The following is a 12127-nucleotide window of genomic DNA, read 5'->3' as shown; positions in this document are numbered from 1 at the left end:
GGCCCCCATGACCGCGGCTCGCGCGGGCGTACCCGCTCGCGTTCCCCCGGCGGCGACGGTCAGTCGGCGAGGATCTGATCTGTCGCCTCGGCGGCGACGGCGAGGATCGCGGGGCTGCCGCTGCGGGCGTACGTGTCCATCGCGGTGTCGACGAACTTGATGGCGTGGGCGTCGCCGGTGTCCATGGCGCGGCGCATGACCTCGTCGGGGTCGGGAGCGGAACCGGCGCGCGGGGCGGGCCGTCCCTCCGCGGGGGCGTAGGCGGCGGTCACCGCGGCCGTCGCCGCCCAGGCGGCGGCGAGACTCGGCGCCCAGAGCGCTCCCGGCAGCGCGGGCAGCGTCCGCAGGACCGCGTTCGGCGCGGTGGCGGCGTGCACGAGCATGACAGGGCTGGCGTATCCGTGCGTGCCGTGTCGGACGACGGCGGCGTCGACGATGCCGGCGAGCCGGGCCGGCACGTCGTCCGTGTCGCTGCCGGGCACCGCACCCGCCGCTGCCGGCCACTCGGCCAGGTCGGCCAGCTGGGCGAGGCGGGCGCGGATGCCGAACCGCTGGTCGGGCACGCGGGGCACCGCGTCGAGCGCGGACCGGGGGTCGGTCGTCCGGTACGGCCCGGTGCCGGGCGGGGCGAGGGGTTGCCACCGGGCGGCCCAGTAGGCCAGCCCCTGACCGAGCTCGGCGACGCGCGGGCCGGTCTCCTCGTCGAGCAACGCGCGTACGGCGTGCCCGACGCGGATCACGCCGTGGGTGGCGCCCGCGGCGATGCCGGGGAGCAGACGCGGCCACCAACGGACGAGCACCTCGCGCCAGTGTTCGCCGGCCAGCTCGCGGTCGAAGTAGTCGAGCCAGTCGCCGGTGCGGACCGGGTCGCCGAGCGGGTCACGCCACTCGTCGGCGGGAATGGCCCGGATGCCGCGCGGCCGCTCCTCCAGCCGGTCCGCGTAGGAGTCGAGCCACCGGTGGACGGCCTGTTCGTGACCGCGGTGCGCCAACGCCTCCACCGCCATCGGCGCGTGGTTGGACAGCCAACCGTTCCGCTCCGGGCCGGTGTTCCGCACCCGTTCGTACGCTTCGTCGAGCATCGAGCCTGTCATGCGTACGAGGCTAAAATCTCAAGTTGGGTTGAGGTCAAGGGCGGGACGGCGGCAGCAGGGGGCGCATGAAGGAGCGGTCGTAGCGCAGGACGCAGCCGCTGTCGTCACGGATGCGGTCGGCCGCCACGAAATCCGGGTCGGTGCCGAACAGCGACCGGTACTGCTCGTACGCGGCGAGGCTCGGGAAGCTGAACAGGGCGAGTGCGCGGTCACTGGCGCCTTCCGCGGGAAGGAAGTAGCCGTGGTGGGTCCCCCCGTGCCGCGCCACCAGCTTTATCCAGCGGTGGGCGAACCGCTCGAACTCGTCCAGCTTGCCGGGATCAATCACGTAGTCGACGACACAGGTGATCATGCGTCAACGCTACGCCGTCCAGCGGACGAGGTAGCGTCCGTGAGCTGACGTTCAGCCCGGCCGACCTGCGGGCGATCGGTGTCGACGACACGGAGCCGAACACCACGGACCACCCGCTCTACGAGGGCTGACCCCGGCACGCCGGGCGCCGACGTCCCCCGGCGACCCGCCGTCGCGTCCGCCGTTTGGGTCGCCGCTCTCGGCGAACCGCGTCCACGCGCTGATCCGGTCGGGCCCGCCGTGTCGTTGATCCGGTCGGGCCCGCCGTGTCGTTGATCCGGTTGAGCCTGCCCCCACCTGCGGCGACGGTGGGGGCACCGACCGTGAGGAGGCACGCCGATGACCCGTCAGCGCGAAACCGTGGAGGTCGACCCGGTCCTGTTCCGTGCCGTCTACGACTCGCCCGCGTCGCTGCCCGGCGCGCACCGGTGGACGACGCCCGAGTCGGACGTACGGCGGATCGAGAAGTTGCTCGGCATGCCGCTGCGCAGCATCGGCGCCCCGCTGTGGGTCAGCGGCGACGAGCCGGACTGCCCGAAGTGCGGCCGGCGGGTCAACTGGTACGACATCGTCTCCTCGGCGCTCTCCGGCGTACACGACCGGATGATGATCGCGACGGTCATCCTCGGCGACCGCAAGTACGTCAACACCGAGGTCCCGGACGCGATCGCCGGGGTGCGCTGCTCCGACTGCCGCACTTCGATCGAGGGGCTGCGCAGCTTCAAGTGCCACAACTGGGCGTACGCCTTCGAGGCGCTGGAGGCCGTCCGGGAGCGGATGTCCGGCGCGTCAGTCGTCGGCCGTCAGCTCGCGGGCGAACCGCAGACCGGGGCGCCCGTCGAGTGACACCTCGCCGACCCGCGTGAAGCCGGTGCGCCGGAGCACCGCGAGGGAGCCGGCGTTGTCCAGAGTGGTCCGGGCGGTCAGCCGGCGCAGCCCGTACGTCCGGCGGGCCAGCGCGACGACGCGGCGGACGCCGTCGGTCGCCACCCCGCGCCCGGCGGCCCGCTCGGCCACCCGGTAGCCCAGCTCGGCCTCGCCGTCGGCGACGTCGACCAGGTTGAACCGGCCCAGCACCGTGCCGTCGCCGTCGACCAGGACGTGGAAGTGGCACACGCCGGCCTCCTGCTCGGCGACCAGCCCCGCGAGCCGCGCGTCGAAGTCGGCGAAGTACGCGTCGCCCCGGTCCGGCACCGACCGGGCGAACCACTCCCGGTTGTCGAGTTCGAAGCGCAGCAGGGCCGCGGCGTGGTGGGCGGCGAGCCGCTGGAGGTCGGGCACCGCGCCACCCTAGCCGGGGCGCGCCCGCGATCGCCCCCGGATTTCGGTGCGGTCAGCGTTCGCCCGCGGAGCGGCGGGTGGGGCGGCGGCCGGGCGGGGAGGGCGGCTCCGGGCCGGGGTCGGGGACCTCGGGCATCGGCCGGACCACCGCTTCGCCGCCGGTGACCCGCAGCGGCTCGCCGTGGTGCCACAGCTCGATGCCGGTCTCCGGGCCGGCGTCGGGCAGCTCGTAGCGGGCCTCGTTGCGGGTGAGGGCGACCCGGAGCCGGTGACCGTGCCAGCGCAGGTGGAACACCAACCGGTCGACCGCCGCCGGCAGCCGGGGGTCGAAGGAGAGCACGCCCCGGTCGTCGCGCATCCCGCCGAAGCCCTGCACCAGCGCCAGCCACGCCCCGGCCAGCGACGCCAGGTGCAGCCCGTCGCCGGTCTTGTCGCCCAGGTCCGCCAGGTCCTGCAGCACCGACTCGGCGAACAGGTCGTACGCCAGGTCGAGGTGCCCGACCTCGGCGGCGAGCACCGCCTGCGGGGAGGCCGACAGCGACGAGTCCCGGACGGTCCGGGCCTCGTAGTAGGCGAAGTTGCGCGCCTTCTCGTCGGCCGTGAACTCCCCCGGGCAGCGCTGCATCGCGAGCACCAGGTCGGCCTGCTTGACCACCTGCCGGCGGTAGAGCTCCAGGTAGGGGAAGTGCAGCAGCAGCGGGTAGTCGTCGTCGGAGGTGTTCGCGAAGTCCCACTCCGGCTGCTCGGTGAAGCCGGCCGCCTGCTGGTGCACCCCGCGCTTGCGGTCGTACGGGACGAGGACCGCGTCGGCGGCGGCCCGCCAGCCGGCCACCTCGGCCGGGTCCACGCCGAGCCGGGCCGCCGCCTCGGGGTGCCGCTCGGCGGCGTCGGCGGCGCCGCGCAGGTTGCGCCGGGCCATCAGGTTCGTGAAGACGTTGTCGTCGACGAGGGCGGAGTACTCGTCCGGGCCGGTCACCCCGTGCAGGTGGAAGGTGCCGGTGTCGGACCAGTGGCCGAAGCCGTGCCACAGCCGGGCCGTCTCCACCAGCAGCTCCAGCCCGGTCTCGGCGAGGAACTCCTCGTCGCCGGTGGCGGCGACGTAGCGCAGCACCGCGTCGGCGATGTCGGCGTTGACGTGCAACCCGGCGGTGCCGGCCGGCCAGTAGCCGGAGCACTCCCGGCCGCCGATGGTGCGCCACGGGAAGCTCGCCCCGGCCAGCCGCAGCTCCGCCGCGCGTTCGCGGGCCTCGGGCAGGTGGGCGTGCCGCCAGCGCAGCGCCGAGCGGGCCACCCGCGGGGCGAGGTAGGTCAGCACCGGCAGCACGTAGCCCTCGGTGTCCCAGAGGACGTGCCCGTCGTAGCCGTTGCCGGTCAGGCCCTTGGCCGGGATGGTCCGGTCGCCGTCCGGTCGCCCCGCCTGGATGAGGTGGAACAACGCGAACCGGATGGCCTGCTGGAGTTCGACGTCGCCGTCGAGCAGCACGTCGGCCGCCTGCCAGGCGTCGTCCAGCGCCGCGCGCTGGGCGGCGAGCAACGCGTCGAAGCCCGCCGCGCGGGCCGCCCCGGCCGCATCGACCACCAGGCCGGCCAGTTCCTGCGGCGGCGTCGCGTCCACCGGCGCGCACTCGTACGCGGCGAACTTGGTCAGCCGCACCCGCTCGCCGGCGCGCAGCGTCCCCGTCAGGGTGAGGCGCAGCCGGTCGGGCGCGCAGTCGACGCCGGTGGCGAAGCCCTCCGGGGCCCGCACCTCGTGCGCGACGGCGACGGCGACCCGCTGCCCGCTGCGCCCGGTGCGGTGCACGAGGACGCCGTCGTGCCCGTTCGAGTGGCGGTACTCGGCGGTCAGCGGATCGGTGATCACCGACGCGGCGCGGGGGTCGTCGGAGCGCTCCGGTACCCGCTCGTTGGCGAGCAGGTCGGCGCAGACCCGCACCTCGACCGTCCCGTCCAGCGGCTCGACGCTCCACCGGACGGCGGCCACCGGGCGCCGGGGCAGCGAGACCAGCCGGGTGCTGCGGACGCGTACGCCGCGCCCGGCCGGGGAGACCCACTCGGTGTGCCGCTCGACCACCCCGGCGCGCAGGTCGAGCACCCGCTCGTGGACACGCAGGGTGCCGGTGCGCACGTCCAGCGGCTCGCCGTCGACCCAGAGTCGGATCAGGGCGGCGTTCGGCGCGCTGATCACCGTGTCGCTGAGCTGCGGGAAGGCGTACCCGTCCTCGGGGTAGCTCAGCTCCCGCCGCTCGTGGAAGCCGTTGAGGTAGCTGCCGGGCATCCCGTACGGCGTGCCCTCGTCGAGGTTGCCGCGCCAGCCCACCCACCCGTTGCCCAACGCGAAGATCGACTCGGTCTCGGCGAGCCGGTCGAAGTCCGCCTCCGTACGCCGGATCCGCCAGACCTCGTCGTCCCCCGTCCCGCGCACGGCCGGCGGTCGATCGGCGGTGGGGGTGTCGTGCACAACGCCTCCAGGAGTCGACGTACCGGGGTCAACCGTGGCAGACCGGGCTGAGAGGTCGCTGAGACGAAAGTCAGGGCTGCCACCTGACCAACGCACACTGCGTCCGACTTGCAGATGTTCCAGGGTTGTCTGGCCGCTAAACGCGGTATGAACGATCGGTGAGGTGAATCATGGTTGATGCGGACGTGCCGGATGTTCCGGAGATCAGCGTCGAGTGGTACCAGGACATCGTCGACTTCGCCGCCGACACCCCGCAACCGGTGCAGTGGTTCGCCGGGCACTTCACCGAGGGCGCGATCCTGCTGCTCGGCGCACTGTGGCTGGTCGCGGCCGTGTCCCGGCTCGGAGGTGGGCCGCGCGACCGGGCGTACGCCCTGGTGACGCCGGTGGCGGTGGTGCTCGCGTACGGGTGCAGCGAGGCGTTGAAGACGGTGGTGGACCAGGAGCGCCCCTGCCGGGCGGTCGCCACCGAGCTCGCCATCGTCGCGAGCGAGTGTCCACCGACGGGCGACTGGTCCTTCCCCAGCAACCACTCCACGATCGCGGGCGGGCTGGCGGTGGCGACGCTGCTGCTGTCCCGCCGGGTCGGCTGGGTGGCGTTGCCGGTGGCGGCGCTCGCCGCGTTCTCCCGCACCTTCGTCGGCGTGCACTACCCGCACGACGTGGTCGCCGGCGTCCTGCTCGGCGCCTTGGTCACCGCACTGCTCACGCCGCTGCTCGCCCGCCCCGCCGCCGGGCTGCTCCAGCGCCGCGCCCGCCACGCCGAACGCCCCGTCCCCACCCCCACCCCCCGCCGCTGACCCCTCCCCCTCCCTCTCCCTCACCCTCCCCCTCTCCCTCTCCCTCTCCCTCTCCCTCACCCTCCCCCTCTCCCTCTCCCTCTCCCTCTCCCTCTCCCTCTCCCTCTCCCTCTCCCGCGATCTTGCAGTTTCTGCCCCGGCGAGGCGCACGAAGCACGCATCTCCGGGGCCACAAGTGCACTATCGCGGCAGTGGGAGGGTCAGGTGAGGAGGAGGGCGGCCAGGGCGCCCAGGACGAGGAAGGGACCGAAGGGGAGGTGGCTGCGCCAGGCGACGCGGCGGGCCGCCAGGAGCGCGACGCCGGCCACCCCGGAGAGCAGCAGCGCGAGCGACAGGCCGGCGACCAGGACGGCCCAGCCGTACCAGCCCAGCAGCGCGCCGACACCGAGCGCCAACTTGGCGTCGCCGAGGCCGAACCCGCGCGCTCCGAGCAGCAGCGTGGTGGCGGCGAAGAAGAGCGCCAGCGCGAAGCCGGCCGCGGTGGCCCGCAGCCAGGGTGCCGGACCGGCGCCGGCCAGCGCGGCCACGCCGAGCAGCAGCCACGTCCCGGCCGCTGCGGGCCCGGTGAGCCGGTCCGGCAGCCGGTGCACGGCCGCGTCGACGAAGGTCAGGGGGATCGCCCAGCCCAGCCACCAGGCGGTGGCGGCCAGCACGGCGGCGGGCGGCCCCGCCAGCAGCAGCACCCCGACCGCCGCCGCCAGGACGAGTTCGACAGTGCCGGGCGGCGGGCCGACCCGCGCGTCGCAGCGCCCGCACCGGGCCGCCGGGCCCAGCGCCGGCCACGGCCAGGCCAGCCCGATCTGGGTGCCGCAGGCGTCGCACCCGGTCCGGATGGCCACCCCCGGCGGTACGGCGTGCCGGAGCACGGCGAGGCGGAGCACCGGAGCGACGGCGAGGACGGCCAGCGTCCGCGCGGCGCGGGAGCCGAGGGGCCGCCCGGTCGGCTCCGCCACCACCGGCGGTTCGGTCAGCGCCACGGCAGCCCCTCCGATCGGACGCCGGGACACGACACGGAGGGTGACGCCACCGCCGCCGGTCGGTAACGGGCGGATCGGCCTGCGCCCCTGCTGTCGAAGTCGCGGAAATGCGCGCGGAAATGGCGTGGACGCATAAGCGGGAATCCCATGTGAATGCAATGGCGGGCCATCGACATGGGGGACGGATCGGACCAGACGCCACGTCCGGGACACGTCCCGCCGGCCACTGCGGCAACTCGCCCGTCCGGCGAACTCCCACCGCGTCGACTCCCTCGGCCGCCGGCCACAGCCCGGCCATCCGGCCCCGCCCCGCCGTCCGCCACCACCCGTGCCACCACCTGTCATCACTCACCGTGTCGACCAGAATTGCCCCTGTTGCATCGGCGAACGTCAGCCTATGCTCGCCCCTTGGGCACTGTGCAACCCCGCGACAAAGCGACAGGACGATCCAGGATTTGCATTTGTAGAGATCTATAACGGCGAATGCAGCGACGCTTCCCGACAGGTCCGGATGACCCCATTCGGCCGCGTCGCCGCATGCCCGGAGGCCGGCGCGCCGGTCACCGGACAGCCAGAGGAGGCACCACGTGCGCGGACGGCAACTCGGCCGACGGGCGACCAGCCTGCTCACCGTCGCGGCGGTCGGCGCGGCCACGGCCTGCGGCGCCGACCCGGCGACGACCGCCCGGACGGCCCCCGCCGCCGGCACGCCGACCCCGACCCACTCCGCGGCCGACGAGCGGGCGGCCAGGCAGGCGGCCCTGGCCGCGTACGCCGGGTATCTCGCCGCCTCCCGCACGGCGAGCGGGCGCAGCGACCCCCACCATCCGGACCTGGCGCGGTTCCTCGCCGACCCGCTGCTGACCCGGGTCCGGCTCTCCATCCACGAGGCGAAGGAGCACGGCGCGATGCGTACCGGCACGTTGGTCTCCGACCCCACCGTGACGTCGGTCAGCCTGGATTCGAGCCCGCCCACCGTGGAGATCCAGGACTGCCTGGACGCGACCGGCTACCGCCTCGTCTACGCCCGGAGCAAGCGGGTCGTCCCCGGCACCGGCGGGACCCGGCACCTGGCCACCGCGACCGCCACCCGCTACCCGGACGGCCGCTGGCTGATCAGCGCCGGCGCCGCCCACGAGGACCTGCCGTGCTGACCTGGGGAGGAAGGGACGCCCCGGCCCTCGCGTCGACCGCGGCCGGGGCGACCCGTCCGCGTACCGCCGGCGCGCGGGCCGGGGCGACCCGCCGGGCGCTCGCCGGCGCCGGGCTGGCCCTGCTGCTGGCGCTCGGGGCGGCCGTGCCCGCGCTCGCCGCCGGGCGCGCGGACCCCGGCGCGGAGTGCCCGCCCGGGCAGAGCGACTGCAGCGTCTGGGACGACGATCCCGGCACCCCGGGCGGTGGCGGGGACACCGGCGGAGGTGGCGACCCCGGCGGTGGGGGCACCGGCGGAGGTGGCGGAAAGTGCCAGTGGAACGGCCGGACCGTCAAGTGCTACCACGACGTGCTCGGCTGGTTCAACAACGGCGACGGCTGCTACTACAAGCTCTCGGAGCCACAGAAGGAGGCCCCCGAGGGCAAGCAGTGGTACACGCGCACCTGCAACGGCGGCGACCTCGGCGCCCAGACCGAGGTCCTGCTCGACGCCCCGCCGCCCGGGTTCGGCGCGCCGCCCGACCCGGAGGAACTCGCCCGCCGGGCCCTCGCCAAGATCACCATCGCGGCGCCCCGGATCGCGGTCGCCCCCCGCCGCAGCAAGGGGCCCGGCCTGGTCGGGCTGCCGGTCTGGATGTGGGGCAGGAACGACGATCCCAAGTACTTCGGGCCGACCCAGGAGGCGTCGGAGACCGACCGGGGCCTGACCGTGGAGATCACGGCGACGTTCGACCGGATCGTCTGGGACATGGGCAACGGCCGCACGGTCACCTGCTCCGGCGCCGGCACCCCGTACGAGGCCGGTGGCCGGTACGCCGGCCGCCCCTCCCCCGACTGCGGCTACGACAGCGGCTACCCGAAGGCCGGCGACTACCGGGTGCGGGCCACGACGTACTGGACGGTGACCTGGCGCGGCGGCGGCGAGAGCGGCGTCATTCCCCTCACCCGGACGACGGGCACGGTCCCGGTCCGGATCAACGAACTACAGGTGGTGTCCGAGTGAGCGTGGCGACCCGTGACGGAACCGGACCGGTGGACGCGCCGGTCGCCCCGCCGAAGGTGGTACGGCAGCGCCGCATGCGGCCCGGGCTGCTCGGCCTGGCCGTGCTGCTGATCGCCCTCGGCGGCCTCGGCGCGGCGTTCGCGGTCACCTCGGTACGCGCCACCGGCAGCTACCTCGCCGTGGCCCGACCGGTCGAGGTCGGCCGGCAGATCAGCGCCGACGACCTGGTCCCGGTGCAGGTGGCCGGCGGCCAGGGGCTGTCCCCGGTGCCCGTCGGCCGACTCGACGAGGTGGTCGGCAAGCGGGCCGCCGTGTCGCTGACCCCCGGGACGCTGCTGACCATGGCCCAGCTCACCGACGACCCGCTGCTCGGCCCCGGCCAGCAGCAGCTCGCGCTGGGTCTCGGGCCCGCCGAGGTGCCCGCCCGCAAGCTGCACCCCGGCGACAGGGTTCTGCTGGTCAGCCGCCCGGACGGCGACGACGACCGCCCGGCGGGCGCCGCCACCCGGTTCGAGGCGACGGTCATCGACACCGCGACGTCCGACAACGACGACGAGGTGGTGGTCTACCTGGCGCTCGCCGTGCGGGACGTGCCGGCCGTGGTGGCGCTGTCCGCGCAGGAGCGCATCGCCGTCGTGCTGACCGAGGCGGCCTGACCATGGCGATCATCGCGCTGGTGTCGGCGAAGGGCTCCCCGGGCGTGACCACCTCCGCCCTGGCCTGCGCCCTCACCTGGCACCGACGGCTGGTGCTCGCCGAGTGCGACCCGGCCGGCGGGTCCGTCCTCGCCGGCTACCTGGGCGGCGCGCTCGACGGCCCCCGGGGTATCGGCGAGCTGGCGGTCGGCGAGCTGCGCGACGGCAACCTCGAGACGGCGTTCTGGTCGCAGTTGGTCGACCTGGACGCGCCGAAGCGGGAGCGACTGCTGCTGCCCGGCGTCGTGGACCCGGCGCAGGCCGGCAGCGTCGCCCCGCTCTGGCAGCGGTTCGCCGACTTCTTCGGCAGCCTGGAGCGCGGCGACCCGCCGTACGACGTGCTCGTCGACTGCGGGCGGCTGCACGTCGTCGGCCCACCCTGGCCGATCCTGCGCGCCGCCTCGGTGGTGCTGCTGGTCAGCCGCGCCCGGCTGCCCGACCTGTCCGGCGCCCGGGCCATGATCCGGGCGATCGAGCGGGACTTCGCCGAGCACCGGGTGCCGCCGGGCAGCCTGCGGCTGCTGTTGGTGGGCGACGGCCACGGCAGCGGCGAGGTGAGCAAGGCCCTGCGGCTGCCGGTCGCCGCCCGGCTCCCGCACGACCCGCGTACGGCCGACGTGCTCAGCCTGGGCGGCACCGTGCGGGCCGGTCGGCCGCTGATGCGCGCGGCCGGGGCCCTGGAGGTGCCGGTCGGGGCGCTGCTGGAGCGGCGGCGCGCCCGGCTGGCCTGGCCCGTGTCGCAGGGGGTGCCGGATGCGGTTTGAGCCGGTCTCCGCCGACCCGCGCCGGCAGCCGCCCGGCGCCACCTCCACCGCGCCACCCGGTGCCACCTCCACCGCCCCGCCGCTGCCCCCGCCCAATGGGCGGCACCACCATCCCCTCGCGCTGCCGGCGCCGGTGGCCGCGCCCCCGCCGGAGCCGCCGCCCCGCCACCGGATCGACTTCCAGGTGGTCCGCGAGCTGCGCCGCGAACTCAGCGAACGGCTCACCCGGTGGCAGCGCGGCCGGGAGTTCACCGTCGACGAGGAGGACACCGAGCGGGCCCGGCTGGCGGTGGCGGTGGTGGCCGAGTACGCCGACGCGGTGCGCCGGTCCGGCACCCCGATGGCCGCCGGCGAGGAGCGGCTCCTGCTCGACCAGGTCACCGCCGAACTGGCCGGGCTGGGCCGCCTCCAGACGCTGCTGGTCGACGACACCATCGAGGAGGTGCACATCCTCGGCTGCGACCAGGTGCGCGTCACCCGGCACGGCGGCGGCGTCGACTGGGCCGAGCCCATCGCCGACAGCGACGACGAGCTGGTGGAGATCCTCCAGGCGGCGGCCCGCCGGGCCGGGGCCACCGAGCGGTCGCTGTCGACCTCCAAGCCCACCCTCGACCTGCAACTGCCCGACGGCAGCCGGTTGGCCGCGGTGTTCCTGGTCAGCCACCGCCCGTACGCGGTGATCCGCAAGCACAACACGCTGGACGTCAGCCTCGACGATCTCGCCGGGGGCCGGGGCGACCTGGACGAGATGATCGACCCGCTGGTGCGCGACTTCCTGCGCGCCTCGATGCGCGCCGGGCTGAACATCATGGTGGCCGGGCTCGCCGGGGCCGGGAAGACCACGGTCATCCGGGCGCTGATGGACGAGATCCCGGCCGACGAGCCGTACGTGCTGCTGGAGGAGAGCCGGGAGCTGCTGCCCGCCCGCCGACGGCTCAAGCACCGGGCGGTGATGAGCTTCGAGGCCCGCGAGGGGCACGGGGAGCGCGGGCCGGACGGCCGCCCGGCCGGCGAGGTGAGCATCGCCGACCTGATCCCCGTCTCGCTGCGGATGGGCGTGCTGCGGATCATCGTCGGCGAGGTCCGGTCGCGGGAGATCGTCCCGATGCTCCAGGCGATGACCACCAGCCGCGGCTCGATGTGCACCATCCACGCGCGTACGCCCGCCGGGGTGAGCGAGCGGATCATCGAGCTGGCGCTGGCGCACGGCCGGGAGATGACCGTCGACCAGGCCCGCCGGATGGCCGGCAACGCGCTCGACCTGATCGTCTACGTCACCGTCGAGGACGAGACCGCGATCGGCGGGCGCAAGCACCGCTTCGTCTCGCACGTCGAGGAGGTCATCGGGGTCGGCGACGGCAACCGGATCACCACCACGCAGGTGTTCGGTCCCGGGCCGGACGGCCGGGCGGTGCCCCGGCACCTGCCCGAGCGGATCCGCGCGCAACTCCTCCGGGTCGGCTACGACGCCCGGCTGCTCAGCCGGTGGATCGAGGCCGGCACGGGCGCCTGGCGGCGGCCCCGGCAGACCCGGCTCGGACGGCGGTGACC

Annotated in this window: 12 protein-coding genes; 7 read left to right on the top strand and 5 right to left on the bottom strand. The window is 74.9% G+C overall.

Features of this window, described 5'->3' with window-relative positions:
* Positions 1 to 59 precede the first annotated feature (59 nt).
* Entirely contained in the window at positions 60 to 1094 is a 1035-nt protein-coding gene (locus ACGF7U_RS00535; protein ID WP_393101946.1) for a questin oxidase family protein, read from the bottom strand.
* A gap of 34 nt (positions 1095 to 1128) precedes the next feature.
* Positions 1129 to 1446, bottom strand: coding sequence for an NIPSNAP family protein (locus ACGF7U_RS00530; RefSeq protein ID WP_393101945.1), 318 nt, complete (start codon positions 1444 to 1446; stop codon positions 1129 to 1131).
* Positions 1447 to 1785: 339 nt separating this feature from the next.
* Between ACGF7U_RS00530 and ACGF7U_RS00525 the strand changes: the two genes are divergently transcribed.
* Positions 1786 to 2292, top strand: a complete 507-nt coding sequence (locus ACGF7U_RS00525; protein WP_393101944.1) for a hypothetical protein — start codon at positions 1786 to 1788, stop codon at positions 2290 to 2292.
* Here the strand turns inward: ACGF7U_RS00525 and ACGF7U_RS00520 are convergent.
* Positions 2236 to 2727 carry a GNAT family N-acetyltransferase gene (locus ACGF7U_RS00520; protein ID WP_393101943.1) on the bottom strand — a complete coding sequence of 164 codons (492 nt, stop codon included), beginning with the start codon at positions 2725 to 2727 and terminating at the stop codon, positions 2236 to 2238. The genes ACGF7U_RS00525 and ACGF7U_RS00520 overlap by 57 nt on opposite strands.
* Positions 2728 to 2779: 52 nt before the next feature.
* On the bottom strand, positions 2780 to 5185 hold the full coding sequence (locus ACGF7U_RS00515) for a glycoside hydrolase family 65 protein (protein ID WP_393101942.1): 2406 nt from the start codon (positions 5183 to 5185) through the stop codon (positions 2780 to 2782).
* A gap of 170 nt (positions 5186 to 5355) precedes the next feature.
* Between ACGF7U_RS00515 and ACGF7U_RS00510 the strand changes: the two genes are divergently transcribed.
* The gene (locus ACGF7U_RS00510) at positions 5356 to 5985 is read left to right on the top strand and encodes a phosphatase PAP2 family protein (RefSeq protein WP_393101941.1); all 630 of its coding nucleotides are present in this window, start codon (positions 5356 to 5358) and stop codon (positions 5983 to 5985) included.
* A gap of 200 nt (positions 5986 to 6185) precedes the next feature.
* Here ACGF7U_RS00510 and ACGF7U_RS00505 read toward each other — a convergent pair whose 3' ends face one another.
* Entirely contained in the window at positions 6186 to 6941 is a 756-nt protein-coding gene (locus tag ACGF7U_RS00505) for a prepilin peptidase (RefSeq protein WP_393102873.1), read from the bottom strand.
* Between the two features lie 608 nt (positions 6942 to 7549).
* Between ACGF7U_RS00505 and ACGF7U_RS00500 the strand changes: the two genes are divergently transcribed.
* The 5 genes from ACGF7U_RS00500 to ACGF7U_RS00480 are packed head-to-tail and all read left to right on the top strand — an operon-like array spanning position 7550 to position 12125.
* Positions 7550 to 8116, top strand: a complete 567-nt coding sequence (locus ACGF7U_RS00500) for a hypothetical protein (RefSeq protein ID WP_393101940.1) — start codon at positions 7550 to 7552, stop codon at positions 8114 to 8116.
* Positions 8110 to 9117, top strand: coding sequence for a hypothetical protein (locus tag ACGF7U_RS00495; RefSeq protein WP_393101939.1), 1008 nt, complete (start codon positions 8110 to 8112; stop codon positions 9115 to 9117). Before ACGF7U_RS00500 ends, ACGF7U_RS00495 begins: the two co-directional genes overlap by 7 nt.
* Positions 9114 to 9773: an SAF domain-containing protein gene (locus tag ACGF7U_RS00490; RefSeq protein WP_393101938.1), complete on the top strand. Its 660-nt coding sequence runs from the start codon at positions 9114 to 9116 to the stop codon at positions 9771 to 9773. Before ACGF7U_RS00495 ends, ACGF7U_RS00490 begins: the two co-directional genes overlap by 4 nt.
* Before the next feature lie 2 nt (positions 9774 to 9775).
* The gene (locus ACGF7U_RS00485) at positions 9776 to 10576 is read left to right on the top strand and encodes a ParA family protein (RefSeq protein ID WP_393101937.1); all 801 of its coding nucleotides are present in this window, start codon (positions 9776 to 9778) and stop codon (positions 10574 to 10576) included.
* Positions 10566 to 12125 (top strand): CpaF family protein, encoded by a 1560-nt coding sequence (locus ACGF7U_RS00480; protein ID WP_393101936.1) that lies wholly within the window; start codon positions 10566 to 10568, stop codon positions 12123 to 12125. Before ACGF7U_RS00485 ends, ACGF7U_RS00480 begins: the two co-directional genes overlap by 11 nt.
* The last annotated feature ends 2 nt before the right edge of the window (positions 12126 to 12127 follow it).

The sequence above is a fragment of the Micromonospora sp. NPDC047670 genome, from assembly GCF_043204915.1.
Classification (GTDB): domain Bacteria; phylum Actinomycetota; class Actinomycetes; order Mycobacteriales; family Micromonosporaceae; genus Micromonospora.
Note: the sequence above shows the minus strand (reverse complement) of the source record. Positions and strands in the feature narration are given on the sequence as shown.